Raw genomic sequence first — 22,890 nt, 5'->3', positions numbered from 1 at the left:
GGCAGCCAATCACGGTGTTCCGGCCGCCGGGTGCCCGCCCCCGGGGGCGACGAGCCGGGCGAAGACGACGGTGTTCCCGGTGTACCCGGAGCCCGCGTGGTAGGTGCCGCCGCAGGTCAGCAGCCGTAGCTCGGGGCGGCCGGTGGAGCCGTAGACCTGCTCGGCGGGGAAGCGGTCCTTGGCGAAGGTCCGCACGGCGTAGACGGCGAAGACCGCGCGGCGGCCGTCCGCGCGGCGCACCGCGACGGTGGCGCCCCGCCTCAGCCCGCCGAGACCGTAGAAGACCGCCGGGCCGGTGTAGCTGTCGACGTGTCCGACGAGGACGGCGGTACCGCGTTCGCCGGGTGTCGGGGCGCCCCGGTACCAGCCGGTGACGCGGGTGTCGCCGGACGGCGGTGCCTCGATCGCGCCGTGTGCGTCCAGCCCGCGGGAGATCACGGGGGCGGACACCTTGAGCGCCGGGATCTCCACCCGGTCGGGGACGGAACGCGGCAACGGCGGTGCGGCGGCTTCGCGGTCGGCGGGCGCGGCGTGCGCGGGGCCGGGCCGCGGCGGGCCGCCGGGCCGGTCCGGCAGCCCCGTACGGATCAGGAAGATCCCGGTCAGCGCGGCCAGCGCGAGCGCGCCCCACGGCGTCCGCCGCCGCTCCTCCGGCTCCGGCCGCCACTCCGGCCACCCGGCCCTCAGGCTCATCGCACTCCCTACGCCGCCCGCCACGCGCTCCGCTCCCGGCACCGTAGGCACGCCACCCGCACCGGGCGATCGGGGCGCGGCGATCGGGGGAGCGGCGATCGGGGGAGGGCCGCGACGCCGGTGGGGGCGCGGCTCGGGGCGGGGCGGGACCGTCCGCGGTGGCCTGCCGTTCCGGCCCGCGGCGCGGCCGGGCGTCACGTCGCGGCCGGAGCCGCCGTCCGGAGCGCCGCCCACCGGGCTTCGGGACAGTGCCACCCGCCGTACGCGCTCACGCCCCGTCCGCCCCCGCCGCGGGCGGCGCTCCTGCCCCGTCCCCGCCGCCCCGGGCCGCCCGTACCCCCGGGGCCACCGAGTGCGGCAGCAGGTGGGCCGGGTCCGCGGGGAGGCGGAGTTCGGGGGCGATGCCGTCGGCGAAGCGGTACGGGCGGTGGGCCAGGAGACCGGCGAGGTGGCGGCGGAGGCGGGAGAGCTCCGCGCGGACGGTGACCGTACGGCCGCCGTCGCCGAACAGGTCCCGGGCCAGCTCCGCGGCGGTCCGCCCCTCGGGATGGGTGGCGAGCAGGAACAGCAGCTCGGCGTGGCGGGGGCTCGGCTCGTGCGTCCAGGTGCCCGCCGGGCCGCTGACGGTGAGCGCGGGGCGGTCCGGCGCGGAGAGGTCGAGCAGCGCCCGGTGCGGCCGCGGCGCCGGCTCGCCGCCGACGCGGATCAGCCAGCCGCCCGGCAGCGGCTCCAGCACGCACCGGCCGTGCCGCGGCAGCCACAGCGGCCCGGGCACGGGCGACTTCGGCAGCGCCACCCGGTCCGGCGGCGCCATCCCCACCGCGCCCGCGACCCAGCCGTCCCGGTCGACGGCGAGCGCCTGCCCGCCGAGCCGCGCGAGCACCGGCGCCGCCGTGGACCGCAGCCGCTCCACCGACGCGTGGTGACGCTCCCGCAGCTCCCCCTCGGCCAGCTTCGCGACCGCCGAGACCAGTGCCAGCGTCGCCGGGTGGAACCCGTGCGCGGGCCCGCTGACGTCGAGGGTGCCCAGCAGCCGCCCGTCGCGCGGATCGTGCAGCGGGGCCGCGGCGCACGTCCACTGGTGGTGCGAGCGGACGAAGTGCTCGGCGCTGTGCACCAGGACCGGGCGGCGGGCCACCAGCGCGGTGCCGATGGCGTTGGTGCCGACGACCGGCTCCGTCCAGTCGGCGCCCTTGCCGAAGCCGTGCCGGTCGGCCATCCGCCGGATCGGCGCGGCCCCTTCCAGCCACAGGACCAGCCCGTCGGCGTCGGTGACGACCATGATCTGCTGGGCCGCGTCGGCGGCGGGCAGCAGCGCGTCGTGCAGCACCGGCAGCACGGCGGCCAGCGGCGAGGCGGCCTTGCGGTGCTCCAACTCGGCGGCGGTCAGCGGGCGTTCGCGCCGGTCGCGGTCGGGATCCACACCGCAGCCGCGGACCCGGCGCCAGGAGTCGCCGATGATGTCGCGCGGCTCCGGCCCGCCGTCGCCGGAGAGCCTCGCCTCCCGGAGCGCGGCGAGGCGGCGGGCGGTGGCGCGGACGTCATGGGCCGCCGCCGTGACGCCGCCGTCGGTCGGTCTCTCGCTCACACAGCTCTCCGTTTGTGCCGGGCCCCTCCCGTCCGGGCCGTGTGCCGTCGCGTTACGGGAGAGCCCATTGCACCGAGCCGGTGCAACGGAACGCAACCGTTGTGACCTCCGATGTTCCCGGGGACCGTGGTCCGGGCGGCCGGCGGGGCACCGTCCCCCGCGGTCCCGGCCGGCCGCCCCCGCGCCGCCTCTCCCGTACCGAACGGCGGGCCCGGCGGCGGACGGGGGGAACCGACCGGCGGCCCGGACGCGTGACAGGTGCTGAAACGTCACGCCACCCCGGATGCCGGGCGGGCGGAAAGGCGTTGCCGTACGGGAACCCCTCGTGGCGGGAGGCCGTTCGCCCGGTGTGCCGCCGCACGGAAGCGGCGGAAGGCCGCTCCGGCGGGGAGGGGAGACACCATGAACGCCGCCAGGGACGCCGCGGCCCCGCGTGTCGTGGTGCTCGGCGCCCACGCACCGCTGCGCGCCGCGCGCGCCGACCGGCTGGCCGCGCACTACCGCGTCCCGCGCCGCACCGCCGACTCCATCCCGGCGGCGACGTGCCCGCCGTCCGCCGGGTACGTCGTCGACGCCTCGCCCGGTCTGCTCGCCCGCTTCGCCGGGCGGAGCGGTCCGCCCCCGGCGCTCGCCTTCGCCGATCTGATGGTGTATCTGCGGACGGTCGCCGGCGGCACCGGCGACGCCCACCGCGCGATCCGCTACTACGAGGCCCGCGGCGTTCTCGTCGGCTTCCGTCCCGACGTCCCGGACGAGGAGCTGTACGTCGCCGTCGAGGCGGCGCTGCGCGAGCGCCGCGGCGGCCCGCGCTGAGAGCGGGCGCCGCTGGGCTTGGGCCATCGCCCCGCCGCCCGCGCACCGCCCGGATACGGTGGGCGGGTGCAGCCGGAGAACGAACCGACCGAGCGGCCCGAAGGGCGCCTGACCAGGGCCAGGGTCCTGTACCGCAACGTCTCCAAGCGGCGGCTCGGCTGGCTGCTCCTCAAGGACGTCGTCCAGAGCTGCATGACGTACCGGGTCACCGGACTCGCCGCCGAGGCCGCGTTCTTCTGCCTGCTGTCGCTGCCGCCGCTGCTCCTCGGGCTCATCGGTCTGCTCGGCTACCTGGAGCCGTGGATCGGACAGGCCACCATCGACGGCGTCCGGGAGCAGATCCTCCACGCCTCGTCCGCGGTCCTCTCCGCGCAGGGCGTGAGCGAGATCGCCCGCCCGCTGCTGAACGACGTCTTCACCGGCCGCCGCCCCGACGTCGTCTCCCTCGGCTTCGCCCTCGCCCTGTGGTCCGGCTCGCGCGCCCTCAACGTCTTCGTCGACACCATCACGATCATGTACGGGCTGGACGGCCGCCGCGGCATCGTCCGGACCCGGCTGCTGGCGTTCGTGCTCTACCTCGGCGCGCTGGTCGTCGGCGCCGTCGCGCTGCCGCTGATGGTGGTCGGCCCGGACACCCTGGTGCACTGGCTGCCGGCGAGCGCGGACGTCATCCGGGTGCTGTACTGGCCGGTCGTCCTGCTGCTGTCGGTGGCCTTCCTCACCACGCTCTACCACGTGTCGGTACCGGTCCGCTCGCCCTGGCGGGAGGACATCCCCGGCGCGGTGGTGGCCCTGGCGATGTGGGTCCTGGGCAGCTTCCTGCTGCGCATCTACCTCACCGCGACGGTCGAGGGCCCGACGATCTACGGCTCGCTGGCGGCGCCGGTCGCGGTGCTGCTGTGGATCGGCGTCTCGGCGTTCGCGGTCCTCGTCGGCGCCGCCACGAACGCCGCGACGGACCGCGTCTGGCCCTCCGTCGCGACGGCCGCCGCCCGCGCGGAGAAGGAACGCCGGGCGGCGGAGGCGGCCGCCCGGCGCGAGGAGGCGGAGCGGGACGCCGCCCCGGAGGACCCCGGCGACCCCGGCGACGAGGACGATGAGGACGACGCGGACGGGGACGACGGGGACGACGGCGCGGACGAACCGCCGCCGCCCGCCGAGTACCCGGAGCGGTGGGCCCGCTTCCTGCCGCCCGAGGAGATCCGCGGCCGGCTGCCGCGCCGCCACCGGCGCCCGCGCCGCCGCTGAGCGCCCCCAACCTGCGCCGCGACCACGCCGCGCGGCGGCCGTCCCCGCGGCCGCCTCCCCGCGCCCACCGGAGCCCGCCGTTCCGGGTACGGGCGGGCCACCGGCTGCCTACGCTGACCTCCGCCTCGCAGGGGGGCTTTCCGGCAGGAGGCAGACATGACACTCGCGCGCAGATCCGTACTCCGGGGGTCGGCGGCCACCGCCGGCGCCGTGGCGGGCGCCGCGGCACCGGCACCGGCGACGGCGGCGCCCACCGGCGAGGCCGGCCCGCACGGACGCCCGGCCGCGCCCCTGCTCCAGCGGCAGCCGCACCGGCTCGGCACCCCGGCGGTCAGCGGCGTCCATCTGCAGTTCGGCACGGACCCCGCCACGCAGATGACCGTGTCCTGGATCAGCCCGCAGTCCGTCCGCAGGCCGCAGGTCCGGTACGGCTCACCCGACGGCGGTACGGGCACGGTCGTCGACGCGGAGACCGTGACCTACCGCGACGCGCTGTCGAAGGAGGAGGTGTACGTCCACCACGCCCGGCTCACCGGTCTGCGCCCCGACACGGTCTACCTCTACTCGGCCGGGCACGCCGGGACCGTCCCCGACACCGGATCCTTCACCACCGCCCCGCGCGGGCGCACCGCCTTCACCTTCACCAGCTTCGGCGATCAGGGCGCCCCCAACCTGCGCCGCGACGTCCACTGGCCCGAGGGCAGCGGCACCCCGTCACCGTCGGGCCGCTTCCCGCTGTACACCAGCAGCCAGGCGGGCACCGCCGCCTCCGCCGACATCGTGGCCGCCATCGAGCGCGTCGGCCCGCTGTTCAACCTGATCAACGGCGACCTCTGCTACGCGTCGGCCGCCGGGGTCTTCCACGAGAACCGCGTCGCCACCTGGGCCGACTGGTTCATCGGCAACAGCCGCTCGACCCGGCTGCGCCCGTGGATGCCCTGCGTGGGCAACGCCGAGAACGAGGCGGGCAACGGCCCCCTCGGCACCGCCGGATACCAGGCGTACTACGCGCTGCCCGCGTCGGACGCGTCATCGGATCCGGAGACCCGCGGGCTCTGGTACGCGTTCACCGTGGGCGCGGTCCGCTTCCTCTCGCTCGCCAACGACGACGTGGCGATCCAGGACACCGGCGACACCTACGTCCGCGGCTACTCCGCGGGCGCCCAACGGCGCTGGCTGGAGCGCGAGTTGCGGGCGGCGCGGCACAGCCGGGAGATCGACTGGATCGTGGTCTGCATGCACCACCCGATGATCTCCAGCAGCCGCAGTGGCTCCGGCAGCGACCTCGGGGTCCGCGCCGCCTGGGGCCCGCTCTTCGACACCTACGGTGTCGATCTGGTGCTCGGCGGCCACGAGCACTACTACGAACGCTCGCTCCCCGTACGCGGCACCCTGCCCAACGACGCCCGTACGCCCGTGCCGGCGCAGACCCGCACCGATGTCGCCGACACGGGCCGCGGCACGGTGCACCTGACCATCGGGGGCGGCGGGAACTTCGCCACCACCCAGGACGACCTGTTCCAGGAGGCCAAGGGCCGGGTGGTGGTGGACCTGACGACGGAGCAGGAGGGCCGGCACCGCAAACCGGTGTGGTTCACCGAGGACGCCCCCTGGCGCGCGTTCCAGGACCGCGAACACACCCACGGCTTCGCCGCGTTCGACGTCGACCCCGGCGACGCGCGCGAGGGCCGCACCCGCATGCGGGTCACGTACTACACGTTCGACGGCCCCCACGGCGAGCTGACCCCGGTCGACGGCGTCACCCTGGAACGCCCGCGGGGTGACGCACACCGCTGACGCGGGCCGGCCCCCCCGGGACGGGAAGGCCGCGCCGCCGGCGGCCGACGCACGGGGCACGGCCGGACGACCGCCGCCGGGTGCCGTCGGCGCCCGGCAGCCCCCGCGGGAGCGCACCCCAACGCGACGTCCGTTTCCCGCCGGTGCGCCCGCGCGCGGCGCTCCAGCATGGACCCATGACCACCTACACCGCGCTCCCCGTCGACGCCGCCGCCCTCGAAGAACTCCGGATCACCGACGACGCGGGCCGCCCCTGCGCCCCGTATCTCGCGACCCCCGACGACGAGGGATCCCCGCTGCGCTGCTGTCTGCGCCCCCTCGCGCTCGGCGAGCGGATCGCCCTCGTCTCGTACGCCCCGCTGCGCCGCTGGGCCGCCGCGAGCGGTGCGGGCCCGGGCGCGTACGACGAGCAGGGGCCCGTCTTCATCCACGCCGACGATTGCGGCGGGCCCCTCCCCGGCGGGGGGTACCCCTTCGCCCGGCCGGGCGCCCTGCGGACCGTGCGCCGCTACGACGCCCGGGGCCATATCGCCGGTGGCCGCATGCTGGAGATCCCGTCCGACGCCACGGCCGGTTTCGACGCGGCCTTCGACGAGGCGTTCGCCGACCCGGATGTGGTGCTCGTGCACGTCCGGGCGCTGGAGTACGGATGCTTCCACTTCGAGGTACGACGGCCCGCGGCCCAGGAGCGCCAGCCGGCCCGCCACCGGTGAGCGGGGCCGCCGGACCGGCCGCGCGCGGGGCCGCCGGGCGCCGCCGACCGCGTCCGGCGGCGCCCGTCCGGTGCCCCGCCCCGCGCGGCGGCCCGTCCGGCGCTCACCGACCGCCCGCGAGCACCGGCCCCTCGGCCTCGGCCGTCCAGGGCGCCTTCCGGTACCGCACCAGCAGCATCGCCGCGTCGTCGTGGAGCGGGCCCTCGGCGTGGGCGACGACGTCCTCGCGGACCGCGCACAGGGCGGCCTCGGGGTCGTCGTCCTTCAGCAGCACCGCGCGCTCGTCGAGCGGGTAGAACCGCCCCGTGCCGTCGCGCGCCTCGGTGACCCCGTCGGTGTAGAAGAGCAACTGGTCCCCGGGGGCGAACGGCACCGTGTGCGGCCGTGGCCCGCCGTCGCCGCCGTACGCCGCGAGGCCGAGCGGCAGGGCGCGCTCAGGCGGGGCGGCGAAGTCCACGGTGCCGCCCGCGCGGACCACCAGCGGCGCCGGGTGCCCGAAGTTCAGCAGCGTCGCGGACGGCCCGTCGCCGATCTCCGCGAGCACCGCCGTCACGAACCGCTCACCGCCCAGATGGCGGCCGAGCGCCCGCTCCACCCGCGCGCCGACCGCCGTCAGCTCCGCCTCGTCCTGCGCCGCCTCCCGGAACGCGCCCAGCACCACCGCCGCGCTCTCCACCGCCTCCAGCCCCTTGCCCTGGACGTCGCCGACGATGATCCGTACGCCGCCACCGGGCGAGGGGACCACCTCGTACAGGTCGCCGCCGATGCGCGCCTCGGCCACCGCGGAGGTGTACGAGACCGCGATCCGCAGCGGGCCCGCGCCGCGGGGCACCGGCCGCAGCAGGACCCGCTGGGCGACCTCCGCGATGGAGCGGACGTTCGCCAGCTCCGCCTCGCGCCGCTGGCGCATCACCGCGGCCACCACACCGGCGACCGTCACCCCCGCCACCGACAGCAGCGCGGGCAGCCCGCGCCGCCCCTCGAACAGCCCGTCGTAGATGCCCAGCCCCAGGCAGAGCAGGAAAGCGGCCGAGCCGACCACGGCGGTGCGGCGCCAGCCGCCGACCAGACCGGCGAAGGCGGGCCCCAGCGAGACGAGGGGCAGGAACCCGACCCCGGGCCCGGCGCTGACGTCCACCGCGGTGACCACGGCCATGACGCCGTAGGGGAGCACGGCCAGCACGCGGGCGCTCAGGGGCTGCTGCGAGGGGTCCACGGCCAAGGGGTGCTCCGGCGGTTCGAGGAAAAGGGCGGGCGGCGCGGTGTCCGGCCCGGCCCGCCCCGCCGGAGCTGAGCATAAGCACAGGTCGCTGGGCGAATTACCGCGAATGCGCCCCGTTACCGAATCGCAGTGGCCGTACCCGGCCGGGGCCGGGTCAGGGAAGGGCCGTCCGCACCGACTCCACCCGGCCGGGGCGCAGGATGCGGAGGGGGCCGAGATTGCACGCGGGGCACTCGGTGCGGGACAGCGGCGAGGGGACGCGGACCTCTCCGGAGTAGTACAGGACACGACGCCGGCCGGTGAGGTCGGTGGTGTGCCGGATCTCGTAACTCTCCTCCCAGCCGTGCCCGCAGTGCAGACAGACGAAGGAGTACGCCTCGTGAACGGTCTCGGCCTCGCGGTCCATGTCCACCCACATCCTTCCGCGGCCCCACGGCCCGGACGGCGGGACCTCATCGGTGGCATACCGGGCAGTTCGTGTCTTATTCGTCCATTATTGCGCGGGTGGGGAAAGGGGGTGAAGGCGGGAGCCGTGTGCCTGGCCCGCACCCGGCCGGGTCTCCGCCGCGGGGTGCCCGGACCGGACGCGGCGGGCCCTGAGAGCTCCGGGGACGGCCCGAGCGCCTCAGTGGCGGCCGTGCGCGCTGTCGGCGACACCGCCGAACAGGCGGGCGACGGCCTTGAAGGGCAGGGTGACGACGGTGGCGACGGCGCTGCCGATGGACCTGAGAACATCTGCGATTGCCGTGAGCATGGGTGTCCTCCGTTTCTGCGACGGTCTCGCCGACCGCGACGCGCCGGCGACCGGCCGGGTGCGCGCACCTGGCCGCCACTGCGGAAACGTCATGTTTTCCGCCGGAATTCCTGCCGTGGCCCGCACCCGGAGGACGGACCCGCCCGGCCCCGCCGCGACCGACCCCGCACATCAACGGACCGTCCCCGCGGTGCCGCCCCGTGGCGGGCTCCCCGTGCGCGGGGGCGAGACCGTTCTCCGGGCGGTGCGACGCAGGAGCCGCCGTGCCCGGAGGCGGTCGCCCGCGCGGGCGACCGCCTCCGGCGCGTGCGGGCGCCTCGCCGCGGCGGGCCGCCCCGTCCGTACCAGGGGCCCCGGCGCGCCCCGGAATCAACCCGTACGCCACGGTCTGGCACCGGGCCGGGTGTCTCCGGTCGCAGGTGTCCGGCGGGCGGGCCAGCCTGGAGGTGTCGCCCCACCGAGAGGAAGGCCCACCGTGAACAGCGCGCAGCAGGCGAACCAGCCGGGGCAGCCGGGCCCGGTGCAGGGCAGGGAAGCTCCTCCGGAGCCGTCGTCGGCGTACCACCCGGACGCCGAGGTCGTCGTCGAGGTCACCGACTGTGCGACACAGGACGCGCAGGCCGTCTTCAGCGCGCTGCGTACCTCCTTCGCGTGCGACCGGGCGCCGGAGGACGTGCCGCGCGTCGTCGCCGGTCCGCACCCCACCGTGTGGACCTCGACGTTCGACGTGACCGAGCTGAGGGCGGAGCCCGCACCCGCCCGGCTGACCGCACCCGTCTCCATCAGCCTCCAGGGCGGCTACTGGGCGGTGGCCCGGCTGCGGGACAGCCTCCGCCCGGCCTTCGCCGTCCAGGTCACCGGCACCGTCGCCGGCGATCAGGAACAGGAGGTCCAGCTCCGGCTGGAGAACCGCTGACCGTCACCTGGACGGCACCGGACCGGCCGGGCGAGGCGCGTGCCGCGGCGGCCGCGCCGTCGCGCGGGCGGCCGTCGCGCCTGATAGGCAGAGGGGACCGCCCCCGGCGGACGCGGTCCGGCCCGGCGTCCGCGCCCGGGCGGCCCGGCCCGTCACCTCCGGCCGGGCCGTCCGCCGGAGCGCCGTCCCCGAACCGTCCCGCAGCCGCACCTCCCGCCGCGTGTGCCCGCCGCCGGCGGTGCGCGGCCCAGCCCGAAAGGCGAGCGCGTGGAGCCCACCGCACCCCCTCCCGACGCCGGCGGGGCGCCGCCCGGAGCCACCGGCTCCACGGTCACCCTGCACGTCAACGGCGTACCGCACCGGCTGACCCTCGACCACCGCACCACCGCCCTGGACGCGCTCCGTGTCCACCTCCGGCTGACCGGTACGAAGAAGGGCTGCGACCACGGGCAGTGCGGCGCCTGCACCGTCCTCGCCGACGGGCGGCGCGTCAACAGTTGTCTGCTGCTCGCCGTCACGCTCGACGGCGTACCCCTCACCACCGTCGAGGGGCTCACCGACGGCGGGGACCTCCACCCGCTCCAGCGCGCCTTCCTGGAGCGGGACGCGTTCCAGTGCGGCTACTGCACGCCCGGCCAGCTCTGCTCGGCGGCCGGGGCGCTCCGGGAGGCCGCCGACGGGCACCCCTCCCACGTCACCCCGGACACCGCGCCGCCGGGCGCCCCGGTGGAGCTGACCGCGGAGGAGATCCGGGAGCGGATGAGCGGCAACCTGTGCCGCTGCGGCGCCTACCCGCGCATCGTCGAGGCGATCGGCGACGCCACCGCGCACCGGGCCGGACCACCCGCCTCGCCCACCGTCCACGGCCTCGGCGCCGTCTCCGTCCACGAGGCCCGGGAGGGGTCGTGAAACCCTTCGGCTATCTGCGTCCCGCCACCGTCGACGAGGCCGTACGGGCCCGGGCCGCGCACCCGGGGGCCGCGTTCCTCGGCGGCGGCACCAACCTCGTCGATCTGATGAAACTCGGCGCCTGTGCCCCGGACCCGCTCATCGACGTCGGGCGGCTGCCGCTGGACCGGATCGAGGAGCTGTCCGACGGCGGGCTGCGGATCGGCGCCACCGTCCGCAACAGCGATCTCGCCGCCGCGCCCGTCGTCCGGGAGCGCTACCCGGTGCTCTCCCAGGCGCTGCTGGCCGGCGCCTCGGGGCAGTTGCGCAACGCCGCGACCACCGGCGGCAACCTCCTCCAGCGCACCCGCTGCGGCTACTTCCAGGACGTCTCCACCCCGTGCAACAAGCGGGAGCCGGGCAGCGGCTGCCCCGCCGTCGAGGGCGTCCACCGCGATCTCGCCGTCCTCGGGCACTCCGCGCACTGCGTCGCCACCCACCCCTCCGACCTGGCCGTGGCCCTCGCCGCACTGGACGCCGCCGTCGAGGTGACCGGCCCGGACGGCGCCCGCGCCATCCCGGTCACCGCCTTCCACCGGCTGCCGGAGGACCACCCGGAGCGCGACACCGTCCTGGAGCCGGGCGAGCTGATCACCGCGGTGCGGCTGCCCCCGCCGCCGCCCCTGGCCCACGGGCGTTACCGCAAGGTCCGCGACCGCGCCTCGTACGCCTTCGCGCTGGTCTCCGTCGCCGCGCTGCTGGAGGTCCGCGACGGGACGGTGCACCGCGCGGCGCTCGCCTACGGCGGGCTGGCGCACCGGCCCTGGCGCGCCACCGCGGCGGAGGAGGTGCTGCGCGGCGCCCCGGCCACCGCCGACACCTTCGGCCGCGCCGCCGACGCCGAACTGGCCGCCGCCCGCCCGCTGCGCGACAACGGCTTCAAGGTGCCACTGGCCCGCCGGCTGACCGTCTCCGTCCTGGGCGGGCTCGCCGCCCGCCACCGCTGACCCGCGTACCGCCCCGCCGCCCGGACCCTGTGAGGACGCGCCCCATGAGCCACGATCCGCAGCCCGCCGCCGCCCCGGGGGCGCCCCGCCGTCCGCTCGGGGCGCCCGTCGCCCGCCGCGAGGGACACGCCAAGGTCACCGGCGCCGCCCAGTACGCCGCCGAGCCCGCACCGCCGGGGCTCCTGCACGCCTGGCCGGTGCCCGCGACCGTCGCCCGCGGCCGGATCACCGCCGTCGACACCGCCGCCGCCCTCGCCCTGCCCGGGGTGCGCGCCGTCCTCACCCACGAGAACGCCCCGCGCCTGGAACCACCCGAGGACCCGGCCGTCGCCGTCCTCCAGGGACCGGCCGTCCCGCACCGCGGCTGGTACGTCGCGCTCGCCGTCGCCGACACCCCGGAGACGGCCCGCGCCGCCGCCGAAGCCGTCCGCGTCCGCTACGACGCCGAGGAACACGACGTCACCCTCACCGTCGACCACCCGGGGCTGTACGTGCCGAAGGAGGCCAACGGCGGCTACCCGGGGGCGCGCGAGCGCGGCGACTTCGACGCGGCGTACGCCGGTGCGCTGGTCACCGTCGACGCCACGTACACGGTGAGCGCGCTGCACAACCACCCCATGGAGCCGCACGCCTCCACCGCGTGGTGGGACGGCGGGCGGCTCACCGTCCACGACTCCACCCAAGGGGCGACAAAGGGGCGGGACGATCTGGCGGCGCTGTTCGGGCTGGAGCGGCGGGACGTCACGGTCGTCGCCGAACACATCGGCGGCGGCTTCGGCTCCAAGGGCACCCTCCGCCCGCAGGCGGTCCTCGCCGCGATGGCCGCCCGCGTCACCGCCTGCCCCGTCACGCTCGCCCTGCCGCGCCGCGAGATGCCCGCCGTGGTGGGGCACCGGGCGCCCACCATCCAGCGGGTACGGCTGGGCGCCGGGGCCGACGGGCGGCTCACCGCCCTCGCGCACGAGGTGGTCACCCACACCTCGACGGTCAAGGAGTTCGTCGAGCAGGCGGCCGTCCCCGCCCGGATGATGTACACCTCGCCGCACAGCCGCACCGTGCACCGCGTGGTGGCGCTGGACGTGCCGAGTCCGTCGTGGATGCGCGCCCCGGGCGAGGCGCCCGGGATGTACGCCCTGGAGTCGGCGCTGGACGAACTCGCCGTCCTCCTCGACCTCGACCCGGTCGAACTGCGGCTGCGCAACGAGCCGGAGACCGAACCGGACTCCGGCCGCCCGTTCAGCAGCCGGGGCCTGGCCCCGGCGCTGCGGGAGGGCGCGGAACGCTTCGGCTGGCGCCCCCGCGACCCCCGCCCCGGCGTCCGGCGCGAGGGCGATCTGCTGCTGGGCACCGGCGTCGCCGCGGCCACCTACCCGGTGCTGATCGCCCCGTCGTCCGCCGAGGCGCACGCCGGACCCGACGGCGGCTTCCGCGTCCGGATCAACGCCACCGACCTCGGCACCGGCGCCCGCACCGTCCTCGGACAGGTCGCCGCGGAGGCGCTCGGCGTCCCCGAAGAGCGGGTCCGCGTGGAGATCGGCCGCAGCGATCTGCCGGACGCCTCGCTGGCCGGCGGCTCCTCCGGCACCGGCTCCTGGGGCTGGGCCGTCCACAAGGCGTGCCGCGCCCTGCGGGAGCGGATGGACGCACATCAGGAGCCGCTGCCCGCCGAGGGGCTGACCGTCACGGCGGACACCCGGAAGGAGGTGTCCGCCGGATCGCCCTACGCCCGGCACGCGTTCGGCGCCCACTTCGCCGAGGTGCAGGTCGACACCGTCACCGGGGAGGTGCGGGTACGCCGGATGCTCGGCATGTTCGCGGCCGGCCGGATCCTCAACCCCCGTACCGCGCGCTCGCAGTTCATCGGCGGGATGACGATGGGCATCGGCATGGCGCTGACCGAACACAGCGCCCTGGACCCGGCCTTCGGCAGCTTCACCGCCCGCGACCTCGCCTCGTACCACGTCCCGGTCTGCGCCGACATCCACACGATCGAGGCGCACTGGATCGACGAGGACGATCCGCACCTCAACCCGATGGGCAGCAAGGGCATCGGGGAGATCGGCATCGTCGGCGCCGCCGCGGCGGTCGGCAACGCCGTCCACCACGCCCTCGGCGTCCGCCTGCGCACCCTTCCGCTGACACCGGACGCGGTGCTGCCGCATCTGCCGTGAGGCGCGCCGCTCCCGAGTGGCGTGCTCCGGAGCGGCGGGCGCGGGCGGGGGCGGGGGCGGGATGCGCCCGTGCGCGCCGAGGCCCGTGGCACGGCCGGCGGGGCGTGGCCGGGGTGCCGGACGCCCGGGCCGGTCCGGCGCCGGCGGCCCGCCGCCCGCCCTCCCGCGTTGCGGCCGCCCGGCGACCGGGTGACCATGGTCCTCACTCACCGTTTCTGTGATCTCACCCTCCGTGCTGACGCCCGGGGGAGGCGGGTGAGCCGTGCGCGTTAAGGAGCCACCCCCATGACTGTCACCGCCCACCGCCATTACGCGGCCGAGCTGCGCGTCACCGCGGAGCGGGTGCCGCGGATCCGGCGCATCGCGGCCGCGCATCTGCGCCACTGGCGGCTGGCGGCGGAGATACCGGCCGCCTGCCGCGGACTGACCGAATTGCTGGCAGGCGTTCTGCGGCAGGCCGGACCGGACACGGTGTGCGTGGTCGAACTCCGTTGGAGCGGCCGCCATCTGACCGTCTCGGTCGCCGACCGCGGGCCGCGGTTGCCGCGGCTGGACAGCGCGCGGGGCGGCCCGCTCGCCGTCGTCGCCGGACTCAGCGACAGTTGGGGCACCTGCCCCACCGCCGACGGCAAGGTCGTCTGGTTCACCCGCCGGGTCACCGCCGCCCGCGGGACCCCGCTGACGGCGCCGGTGCCGGTCCGCTCCGTTCCCGGCGCCGCGCACCGCCCGGACACCGGCCCCGGACTCCCGGCACCCGGGGCGCCCGCGGCGGTGTGAGTCCGCCCGTACGCCACGGCCGTCCTCCGCGCGGCGGGCCACCGCGCGGCGGACGGCCCGCTCGTCAGCCCCGCCGCTCCCGCGCCCGCGGCGTGCCGGTCAGCGCGCGGTGCACCAGCCGGGCACCGGCGCGGGCGGTACGGGCGTCGATGTCGAGGTCCGGGTTCAGCTCCGCGATGTCGACGACGGCCAGCTTCCCGCTCGCCGCCACCGCCGTGACGACGCGCTCCACGATCTCCATCGGCACCCCGTACGCGGCGGGCGCGCTGACGCCCGGCGCCGCCGCCGCGGGCAGCACGTCCAGGTCGACGCTGAGGTGGACGAGGTCGCAGGAGTCGAGGAACGCGCCGGTGAACGCCTCCACGCGGTCCGGTGAGAGCAGTCCGCAGTCGGTGTCCTCCAGGTAGCGCACGCCCAGCCGGTCCGCGGTGCGGAACAGCCGCTCGGTGTTGCTCGGGCGGCTGATGCCCAGCACCCGGTAGTCCAGGCGCCGCCCTTGGCGCTCCTCGTCCCGCGCCATCTGGAGGAACGGCGTGCCGGAGCTGGGCCGGGGCGCGTCGCGCAGATCGAAGTGGGCGTCGAGGTTGAGCACCCCGAGCCGCGCCCCGCCGCGCATCGCGCGGCTCCCGGCCAGCCCCAGGTACGTGCCGTACGCCACCTCGTGGCCGCCGCCGAGGACCGCCACCGGGCCGCCCGCGTCGAGCAGCGCGGTGACCGCCGCGCCCAGCCGCCGGTGGCCGTCCTCCAGCTCACCGTCGCCGACCACGACGTCCCCGGCGTCCACCGCGCGCAGCGGCGCGGGCAGCGCCATGGAGGCGAGCGCGGACCGCAGCGCCCCGGGACCGGCGGCCGCACCCGGCCGTCCCTGGTTGCGGCGGACGCCCTCATCGCTGCGGAAGCCGACGAACGCGGCGTCCCGGGGCGCGTCCGCACCGGTGTCCGGCGTGGTCACGTGGTGCCAGCGCAGTACGTCGTCACCGTCCCCGTCGCTCCGCCCGGTCCACGGCACCGCCGCCACGTCCACGGTCATCGTCCGCCCTTTCCGCCTCTCCCGCCGCGGCCACCCGGCCCGGCCGTCCCATGACAGCGCCGCCGCGCCGGGCGGGCCAGCGCACGGCCCGGTTCTCCTCGGATCCGAGACGGTGTTCGGGTACGCCCTAGAATCTTCCTGGCGCGGCACGGACCCGCGCCGCGGGCGAAACGGGCAGAGCGGTACGAGTGACGACGACGAGGGCGGGAAACGGCGTGGCGGCGGAGACGGCGGAGCTCGCGCGGCGGTACGCGGCGACCGCGTCCGGGGCGACGCCCGCGTACCAGCGGGTCAAGGACCTGGTGACCGAGGAGATCATGAGCGGCCGGTGGCGTGAGGGCGACGCCCTGCCGTCGGAGAGCCGCTTCGTCGAGGCGCTGGGCCTGTCCCGGATGACGGTCAACCGCGCGCTGCGGGAACTGGCCGCCCAGGGGCTGATCCGCCGCGTCATGGGTGTCGGCAGCTTCGTCGCCCTGCACAAGGGCAGCTCGGCGCTGGTCGAGGTGCACAACATCGCCGACGAGGTGGGCGCGCGCGGGCACCGCCACCGCGCCGAGGTGCGCTTCGTCCGCGAGGAGGCGGCGGGCCAGGAGATCGGCGCCCGCTTCGGTATCGGCGAGGGCACACCGGTCTTCCACTCCCAGGTGGTGCACTTCGAGGACGACGTCGCCATCCAGTTGGAGGACCGCTACGTCCACCCGGACTTCGCCCCCGGCTACCTGGAGCAGGACTTCACCCGGCGCACCCCGTTCACCTTCCTGTCCGAGGTGGCGCCGCTGGGCAAGGGCGAGCACGTCGTGGAGGCGGTGCTGCCGTCGGCGGACGAGTGCCGGATCCTGCGGGTGGCGGCGTCCGAGCCGTGCCTGCTGATCCAGCGCCGTACGTGGTCGGGCGAGGCGCTGGTGAGCGTCGCGCGGCTGCTCCATCCCGGCTCGCGCTACCGCCTGGTGGGCACCTTCGACTCCCGCTGACCGGACGGGCCCCTTCCGCTCCTGGTCCGGGGCGCGGGTACCGTCAAGGCGCGCGCTCCGGCGCGCGGCCGGAGACGGCGGCGGTCAGCCGGGCGGCGCCGCGCAGCAGTTCGTCGCGGACCCGTTCCGCGTCGTGCGGCCGGTGGTGGCGGCACCAGGTGGCGGAGAGCGCCGCGACCGGGTGCCCGAGGTGGTCGAAGGCGGCCACGCCGATCGACCGGAGTCCGGGCGCGACCAGCTCGGTCTCCTCCGACCAGCCACGGGCCCGCTCCCGGTCCAGCTCCGCGCGCAGCTCGGTCAGCGACCGGGGGCCCTTGCCGGTCCGGGTGACGAGGTCGCCCGGGCGCGGGAAAGCGGCGCGGAGCTGGGCCTCGGCGCAGTGCGCGAGCAGCGCCCGGCCGGTGGCGGTCAGATGGGCCGGCAGCCGGACGCCGACCTCGGTGACGAGCGGTCGGGCCACCTCGTGGCGGTGGGGCGGCGGCTGCTCCTTGAGCAGGTAGACCGTCTCGGCGCCGTGCAGCACGCCCAGGTGTACGGGGTGGCCCAGCCGCCGGGCGAGAGCACCCGCGACGGGGCGGGCGAGACGTTCCAGGGGTTCGTGGCGGCGGTGTGCCGCCCCGAGCTCCAGGGCGGCGGCGCCCAGGCCGTACGCCCGCTCCTCGGGGAGATGGACGACAAAACCGCGATCGATCAGGATCGCCAGGATGTGGTAGGCGGAGGATGACGGAATTCCCAGCTCACGGGCGAGCGCCGCGGCGCGCACCGGCCCGGGACGGGCGGCGAGGTGGCCGAGGATGTCCAACGCCCGCCCCACGGCGGGCGAGGCGCTCGACCCACGCTCATGTTCCTGCACCGGACCACCTCTTGACGTGCCTGTCTATACAGGAATATACAGGCGCTCTTGCGGTCTTGCGAGGGGCGCCGGCGGGCAGTTGGCCCGGGCCGCGCGCCGTATGTCAGGGACGGACGTGCCATTCCCCGAGGAGGGGCATCCTTTGACCACCGGAACAGCGACGCTGCGCAGGGGCCTGCGGTCGCGCCACATTCGTTTCATCGCGCTGGGTTCCGCCATCGGAACCGGCCTTTTCTACGGATCGTCGGAGGCGATCCAGGCGGGCGGCCCGGCCGTTCTGCTCGCCTATCTCATCGGCGGTGCCGCGGTATTCCTGGTGCTGCGTTCGCTCGGCGAGATGGCCGTGCACAATCCGTGCGCCGGCTCTTTCGGCGAGTACGCGACCCGCCATCTGGGATCGCTCGCCGGATTCACCACCGGCTGGACCTACGCCTTCGAAATGGTCATCGTCTGTATCGCCGACATCACCGCGCTCGGCGTCTACATGGGCTTCTGGTTCCCCGATGTGCCGCGCTGGATCTGGCTGCTGGCGGCGATTCTCGTCATCGGTGTGCTGAACCTCTTCCACGTCAAGGTCTTCGGCGAGATAGAGTTCTGGCTCTCGCTCGTGAAGGTCGTCGCCATCATCGCCATGATCATCGCCGGTGTGGTGGTGCTGGTCATCGGATTCAAGGGCGGCGGCGGGGAACACACCGGAATATCCAACCTCTGGTCGCACGGCGGCTTCTTCGCGCAGGGTGCCCACGGATTCATCATTTCCTTCGCCGTGGTGATGTTCGCCTTCGGCGGCACCGAGATCATCGGCGTCACCGCGGGCGAGGCGGAGGACCCGAAAAAGACGCTCCCCGGCGCGGTCAACTCCATTCCCGTGCGCATCGTGCTCTTCTACGTATTGACCCTCGCGGTCATCATGTCGCTGAATTCCTGGGAGAACGTCGGCTCCAACGGCAGCCCGTTCGTACAGATCTTCGTCGGCCTCGGCATCACATCCGCCGCGACCGTCCTGAATATCGTGGTGGTCGTCGCGGCGCTCTCCGCCATCAACAGCGACATTTTCGCGGCGGGCCGCATCATGTACGGAATGGCCGAGCGCGGCCAGGCGCCGAAGGTCATGCGGAAGCTTTCCCGCAGCGGTGTGCCGGTCATGACCGTCACCATCATGATCGGTGCGCTGCTGCTGGGCGTCCTGCTCAATTACCTGATCCCCGACAAGATCTTCCTCATCATCTCCTCGATCGCGACGTTCGCGACCGTCTGGGTCTGGCTGATGATCCTGCTGACCCAGATGAAGGCCCGCCGCGCGATGAGCGCCGAGGAGCAGGCGGCGCTCGACTACCCGGCGCCGTTCTGGCCCTACGGGCAGATCATCGCGGTCGTCTTCATGACCGGCGTGACGGTGTTGCTGGCCTTCTCCGCGAGCACCCGCGTCGCGCTGATCGTCGGCGCCGTCTGGCTCGCCCTGCTGGCCGTCGTCCACCGCCTCTGGCTCCGCCCCCGCGAGGCCGCCCGCGCGGCGTCGGCGGCCACCGGCCCCGTGACCGCCGGGCCCCAGGATGGCGAGGAGGCGGAGCCCCGCGCCTCCGCCACGCCCACCGCCGCCGAGTAGCCGCACTCGACGCACCCTGGGCTCTCCGAAGGCCCCGCTCCACGCGCCAGGCGTGAGGCGGGGCCTTCTGCCGTGGCGTGGGGCGGTGCCTGCCGGTGGCCGAGGAGGCGGGCCGGGGCGCGTGGCGGCCGCCGGGCTCCGGCGGAACCGGGGCCTGCCCGCGCCGGGCCCGCGGCCCTCACCGGCGCACGGCCCGAACCGGCCCGCGGCCCGAACCGGCGCGTGGTCCAGCCGGTACGTCCCCCCCCCGTACGGGTGCGCCGCCCCTCGTCCCGTACCGGCCGCACGAGCCGCCCCACCGCCGGCTCGGGCTCCGCGCAGCCACGGTTGCGTCAGCGCTGACCGGGGTGGTCGGCCGAGCCGGTCGTCGGCGTTGACGCGGATGCTCCCGCGGGCGTGCGCCGGGGCGTGTCCGCCGCGGTGGCGATGACCTCGTCCAGGACGTCGCGCGTGTAGTACAGGTCCTGGATGGAACGATCGATGCGGGTGCGCTCCATCCGGAGCTGGTCCACCAGCCACGGGGTGGCAGTCGCCGCGGGGCCGCCGTCGTGGTCACGCATACAGGGAAGGATGTCCGCGATCTTCTCGCCGCACAGGCCGGCCGCGAGCAGCTGCTGGATGAGGACCACACGGTCGACAGCCGCCTCCGGGTACTCCCGGTGCCCTCCGGGCGTGCGCCGGGAGGCGAGCATGTGCTTCTGCTCGTAGTAGCGCAGGGAGCGTACGCTCACGCCGGTACGCCGGGACAACTCACCGATCTTCATCTGGTATCCAGCCTGCTGCTCGACTCGGGTTGAACCTGACACTGATGTCACATTCTACGGTTCCCGCATGACGAACACAGGCGCATCTCCCCTCCTCGCCCCCTACTTCTCCGGCAGCCTCTCGCTTCCCAACCGTCTCGTCATGGCCCCCATGACCCGGTTCCGCGCACACGAGGACGGGACCCCGCTTCCGGTGGTCGCGGACCATTACGCGCAGCGCGCGGCGGCCGGGCTCCTCATCACCGAGGGCATATGGCCGCACCGCCGGGGGCAGAGCGGCTGGCGCCTCCCGGGTCTGGAGACCGAGGCCCATGTCGCAGGCTGGCGGACCGTCACCGACGCGGTGCACGCGCACGGCGGGCGGATCTTCGCGCAGCTCATGCACGGCGGACGTCAGGGGCACCCGCGCTCCCGGCTGCTCGGGGACGTCCCGGCCGGACCGTCCGCCGTACCGGTGCCCGGCCCCGTGCACGTCAAGGACGGCAAGGCCGACCCGCCCGTACCTCGCGTGATGACGGCGGAGGACATCCGTACGGCCATCGCCGATCACGTCGCCGCCGCCCGCAACGCCCTGCGGGCCGGATTCGACGGGGTGGAACTCCACGGCGCCAACAGCTACCTCATCCACCAGTTCCTGGCGGACAACACCAACCTCCGCGACGACGCCTACGGACACGACAAGGCACGGTTCGCCGTCGAACTGGTCACCGCTGTCGCCGAAGCCGTCGGGGCGCACCGGACCGGGCTCCGCCTCTCCCCGGGCAACCCGCAGTTCGGCATGGTCGAGCACGCCCCCGCGCGCATCTACCGGGCGCTTCTCGCATCCCTGGACCCGCTCGGGCTGGCCTACCTCCACCTCACCGACAACGACACCTATCCGGCCCTCGCCGACCTGCGCCCGCGGTGGCACGGCACGCTCATCGCCAATGTCGGCGAGAACCACCCGCCCACCACACAGAGCCAGGGGGAACGGGTGCTCTCCGCAGGCGGCGCGGACCTGATCTCCTACGGGCGCGCTTTCCTCACCCACCCCGATCTGCCCGCGCGCATAGCCGTCAACGATCCGCTCGCCACCCCGATCAGGAAGGAACACCTCTACACGCACGGGGCGGAGGGATACACCGACTACCCGACGCTCGCAGAGGAACGTGCGGGCCGGCCGGTACCCGTCGTGGCGGCGTGAAGCCGACTCCGGTGCGCCGTACCCACGTCCCGCTCGCCCGGTTCACCGCCCGGACCGGTGCGGCCGCCGGGGCCCGGCGCGCGGTGCCGAGCCTCGCCGGGACGTGCCGCCCTCCGGTCCCTCACCCGTGAAGCGCTCGCCGAGTACGGCCCCGAACGCCGGACGCCCGCACCCCGCAGGAAAGCCGCGGCGTGCGGGCGTCCGGCGTTCGGCCGCGGGGTCACGCCTGGGCGGCGTCCTCCCGCATGGGGACGCGGACGCCGCGCTCGGCGGCGACGTTCTCGGCGATGTCGTAGCCGGCGTCGACGTGGCGGATCACGCCCATGCCCGGGTCGTTGGTCAGCACCCGGCGGACCTTCTCACCGGCCAGCGGCGTGCCGTCCGCGACGCAGACCTGGCCCGCGTGGAGCGAGCGGCCCATGCCGACGCCGCCGCCGTGGTGCAGGGAGACCCAGGACGCGCCGGAGGCGACGTTGACCATGGCGTTGAGCAGCGGCCAGTCCGCGATGGCGTCCGAACCGTCGAGCATCGCCTCGGTCTCGCGGTACGGGGAGGCGACCGAACCGCAGTCCAGGTGGTCACGGCCGATGGCCAGCGGGGCCTGGAGTTCGCCGGAGGCGACCATGTCGTTGAAGCGCTCACCGGCCTTGTCGCGCTCGCCGTAGCCGAGCCAGCAGATCCGGGCGGGCAGACCCTGGAAGTGGACCCGCTCACCGGCCATCTTGATCCAGCGGTGCAGCGACTCGTTCTCCGGGAAGAGGTCGAGGATCGCCTTGTCCGTCTTGTGGATGTCCGACGCCTCACCGGACAGCGCCGCCCAGCGGAACGGGCCCTTGCCCTCGCAGAACAGCGGCCGGATGTACGCCGGGACGAAGCCGGGGAAGGCGAACGCCCGGTCGTAACCGGCAAGTTGCGCCTCGCCGCGGATGGAGTTGCCGTAGTCGAAGACCTCGGCGCCGGCGTCCATGAAGCCGACCATCGCCTCGACGTGCTTGGCCATCGACTCGCGCGAGCGGGTGGTGAAGCCCGCCGGGTCCTTGGCGGCGGCGTCCTTCATGTCCTCGAAGGCGATGCCGACGGGGAGGTAGGACAGCGGGTCGTGGGCGGAGGTCTGGTCCGTCACGATGTCGATCGGCGCGCCCTCGGCGAGCATCCGCGGCAGCAGCTCCGCGGCGTTGCCGAGCAGGCCGATGGAGAGCGGCTCGCGCCGGTCACGGGCCTCGGTGGCGAGCTGGAGCGCGTGGGCGAGGTTGTCGGCCTTCACATCGAGGTAGCGGTGCTCGATACGGCGCTCGATGGCGCGCGGGTCGCAGTCGATACAGATCGCGACGCCGTCGTTCATCGTGACGGCCAGCGGCTGGGCGCCGCCCATGCCGCCGAGGCCGGCGGTGAGGGTGATCGTCCCGGCCAGCGTGCCCTGGAACTTCTTCGCGGCGACCGCGGCGAACGTCTCGTACGTGCCCTGGAGGATGCCCTGGGTGCCGATGTAGATCCACGAACCGGCGGTCATCTGGCCGTACATGGTCAGGCCGAGCTGCTCCAGGCGGCGGAACTCCTCCCAGTTCGCCCAGTCGCCGACCAGGTTGGAGTTGGCGAGCAGCACCCGCGGCGCCCACTCGTGGGTCTGCATGACGCCGACCGGGCGGCCCGACTGGACGAGCATCGTCTCGTCCTGCTTGAGGGTCTTCAGCGTGCGGACCATCGCGTCGAACGAACGCCAGTCGCGGGCCGCCTTACCGGTGCCGCCGTAGACGACGAGGTTGTCCGGGTGCTCCGCCACCTCGGGGTCCAGGTTGTTCTGCAGCATGCGCAGGGCGCCTTCCTGCTGCCAGCCCAGCGTGCTCAACTGCGTGCCACGGGTGGCCCGTACCGGTCGTGCACCGTGCATGGTGAGTC

21 protein-coding genes are annotated in these 22,890 nt (G+C 75.3%); 12 read left to right on the top strand and 9 right to left on the bottom strand.

Going from position 1 to position 22,890, the window contains the following annotated elements; translation table 11 throughout:
* Window positions 1-9: 9 nt before the first annotated feature.
* Together ACGH2B_RS04180 and ACGH2B_RS04175 are read right to left on the bottom strand one after the other, a co-directional pair.
* Window positions 10-693, bottom strand: coding sequence for a class F sortase (locus ACGH2B_RS04180; RefSeq protein ID WP_399084256.1), 684 nt, complete (start codon window positions 691-693; stop codon window positions 10-12).
* 268 nt (window positions 694-961) lie between these two features.
* A complete protein-coding gene (locus tag ACGH2B_RS04175) occupies window positions 962-2,281 on the bottom strand; it encodes a GAF domain-containing protein (RefSeq protein ID WP_399084253.1) in 1,320 nt (439 codons plus the stop codon).
* Window positions 2,282-2,683: 402 nt separating this feature from the next.
* Here ACGH2B_RS04175 and ACGH2B_RS04170 point away from each other — a divergent pair, with 402 nt between their 5' ends.
* The 4 genes from ACGH2B_RS04170 to ACGH2B_RS04155 all read left to right on the top strand — a co-directional run bounded on the left by ACGH2B_RS04170 (window position 2,684) and on the right by ACGH2B_RS04155 (window position 6,852).
* Complete coding sequence (locus ACGH2B_RS04170) at window positions 2,684-3,094, top strand: hypothetical protein (RefSeq protein ID WP_399084250.1); 411 nt, start codon at window positions 2,684-2,686, stop codon at window positions 3,092-3,094.
* A gap of 66 nt (window positions 3,095-3,160) precedes the next feature.
* A complete protein-coding gene (locus ACGH2B_RS04165; RefSeq protein ID WP_399084247.1) occupies window positions 3,161-4,342 on the top strand; it encodes a YihY/virulence factor BrkB family protein in 1,182 nt (393 codons plus the stop codon).
* A gap of 156 nt (window positions 4,343-4,498) precedes the next feature.
* The gene (locus ACGH2B_RS04160) at window positions 4,499-6,139 is read left to right on the top strand and encodes a purple acid phosphatase family protein (RefSeq protein WP_399084244.1); all 1,641 of its coding nucleotides are present in this window, start codon (window positions 4,499-4,501) and stop codon (window positions 6,137-6,139) included.
* A gap of 176 nt (window positions 6,140-6,315) precedes the next feature.
* The gene (locus ACGH2B_RS04155; protein ID WP_399084241.1) at window positions 6,316-6,852 is read left to right on the top strand and encodes a DUF1203 domain-containing protein; all 537 of its coding nucleotides are present in this window, start codon (window positions 6,316-6,318) and stop codon (window positions 6,850-6,852) included.
* A 103-nt stretch (window positions 6,853-6,955) separates the two neighbouring features.
* Here ACGH2B_RS04155 and ACGH2B_RS04150 read toward each other — a convergent pair whose 3' ends face one another.
* The 3 genes from ACGH2B_RS04150 to ACGH2B_RS04140 form a co-directional block, all read right to left on the bottom strand.
* Complete coding sequence (locus ACGH2B_RS04150) at window positions 6,956-8,008, bottom strand: PP2C family protein-serine/threonine phosphatase (protein WP_399096690.1); 1,053 nt, start codon at window positions 8,006-8,008, stop codon at window positions 6,956-6,958.
* 220 nt (window positions 8,009-8,228) lie between these two features.
* A complete protein-coding gene (locus ACGH2B_RS04145; RefSeq protein WP_399084238.1) occupies window positions 8,229-8,480 on the bottom strand; it encodes a hypothetical protein in 252 nt (83 codons plus the stop codon).
* Between the two features lie 219 nt (window positions 8,481-8,699).
* Window positions 8,700-8,828: an LPFR motif small protein gene (locus ACGH2B_RS04140; RefSeq protein WP_399084235.1), complete on the bottom strand. Its 129-nt coding sequence runs from the start codon at window positions 8,826-8,828 to the stop codon at window positions 8,700-8,702.
* Window positions 8,829-9,348: 520 nt separating this feature from the next.
* On the opposite strand from ACGH2B_RS04140, the gene ACGH2B_RS04135 reads away from it, so the two are divergent.
* From ACGH2B_RS04135 to ACGH2B_RS04115, 5 genes are all read left to right on the top strand, one after another.
* Entirely contained in the window at window positions 9,349-9,744 is a 396-nt protein-coding gene (locus tag ACGH2B_RS04135; RefSeq protein ID WP_399096687.1) for a hypothetical protein, read from the top strand.
* A gap of 267 nt (window positions 9,745-10,011) precedes the next feature.
* On the top strand, window positions 10,012-10,653 hold the full coding sequence (locus ACGH2B_RS04130) for a 2Fe-2S iron-sulfur cluster-binding protein (protein WP_399084232.1): 642 nt from the start codon (window positions 10,012-10,014) through the stop codon (window positions 10,651-10,653).
* A complete protein-coding gene (locus tag ACGH2B_RS04125) occupies window positions 10,650-11,639 on the top strand; it encodes an FAD binding domain-containing protein (RefSeq protein ID WP_399084229.1) in 990 nt (329 codons plus the stop codon). The genes ACGH2B_RS04130 and ACGH2B_RS04125 overlap by 4 nt, the downstream gene beginning before the upstream one ends.
* Window positions 11,640-11,683: 44 nt before the next feature.
* A complete protein-coding gene (locus ACGH2B_RS04120) occupies window positions 11,684-13,810 on the top strand; it encodes a xanthine dehydrogenase family protein molybdopterin-binding subunit (protein ID WP_399084226.1) in 2,127 nt (708 codons plus the stop codon).
* Between the two features lie 285 nt (window positions 13,811-14,095).
* Window positions 14,096-14,587 carry an ATP-binding protein gene (locus ACGH2B_RS04115; protein ID WP_399084223.1) on the top strand — a complete coding sequence of 164 codons (492 nt, stop codon included), beginning with the start codon at window positions 14,096-14,098 and terminating at the stop codon, window positions 14,585-14,587.
* Between the two features lie 64 nt (window positions 14,588-14,651).
* Here ACGH2B_RS04115 and hutG read toward each other — a convergent pair whose 3' ends face one another.
* Window positions 14,652-15,617 (bottom strand): formimidoylglutamase, encoded by a 966-nt coding sequence (gene hutG / locus ACGH2B_RS04110; RefSeq protein ID WP_399084220.1) that lies wholly within the window; start codon window positions 15,615-15,617, stop codon window positions 14,652-14,654.
* A 215-nt stretch (window positions 15,618-15,832) separates the two neighbouring features.
* On the opposite strand from hutG, the gene hutC reads away from it, so the two are divergent.
* Window positions 15,833-16,588 (top strand): histidine utilization repressor, encoded by a 756-nt coding sequence (gene hutC / locus ACGH2B_RS04105; protein WP_399084216.1) that lies wholly within the window; start codon window positions 15,833-15,835, stop codon window positions 16,586-16,588.
* 43 nt (window positions 16,589-16,631) lie between these two features.
* On the opposite strand, the gene ACGH2B_RS04100 is transcribed toward hutC, so the two are convergent.
* Complete coding sequence (locus ACGH2B_RS04100) at window positions 16,632-17,441, bottom strand: IclR family transcriptional regulator (protein WP_399084213.1); 810 nt, start codon at window positions 17,439-17,441, stop codon at window positions 16,632-16,634.
* A gap of 142 nt (window positions 17,442-17,583) precedes the next feature.
* Here ACGH2B_RS04100 and ACGH2B_RS04095 point away from each other — a divergent pair, with 142 nt between their 5' ends.
* On the top strand, window positions 17,584-19,047 hold the full coding sequence (locus ACGH2B_RS04095) for an amino acid permease (RefSeq protein WP_399084210.1): 1,464 nt from the start codon (window positions 17,584-17,586) through the stop codon (window positions 19,045-19,047).
* 332 nt (window positions 19,048-19,379) lie between these two features.
* Here the strand turns inward: ACGH2B_RS04095 and ACGH2B_RS04090 are convergent, their stop codons facing one another.
* Window positions 19,380-19,811, bottom strand: a complete 432-nt coding sequence (locus tag ACGH2B_RS04090) for a MerR family transcriptional regulator (protein WP_399096684.1) — start codon at window positions 19,809-19,811, stop codon at window positions 19,380-19,382.
* Between the two features lie 67 nt (window positions 19,812-19,878).
* On the opposite strand from ACGH2B_RS04090, the gene ACGH2B_RS04085 reads away from it, so the two are divergent.
* On the top strand, window positions 19,879-20,994 hold the full coding sequence (locus ACGH2B_RS04085; protein ID WP_399084207.1) for an alkene reductase: 1,116 nt from the start codon (window positions 19,879-19,881) through the stop codon (window positions 20,992-20,994).
* A 220-nt stretch (window positions 20,995-21,214) separates the two neighbouring features.
* Here ACGH2B_RS04085 and hutU read toward each other — a convergent pair whose 3' ends face one another.
* Window positions 21,215-22,882, bottom strand: a complete 1,668-nt coding sequence (gene hutU, locus ACGH2B_RS04080; RefSeq protein WP_399084204.1) for a urocanate hydratase — start codon at window positions 22,880-22,882, stop codon at window positions 21,215-21,217.
* Window positions 22,883-22,890: the final 8 nt, after the last annotated feature.

This window comes from Streptomyces sp. BBFR2 (genome assembly GCF_044497305.1).
Classification (GTDB): domain Bacteria; phylum Actinomycetota; class Actinomycetes; order Streptomycetales; family Streptomycetaceae; genus Streptomyces.
The sequence above is the reverse complement of the archived record's forward strand: the minus strand, read 5'-3'. Positions and strand labels throughout refer to the sequence as shown.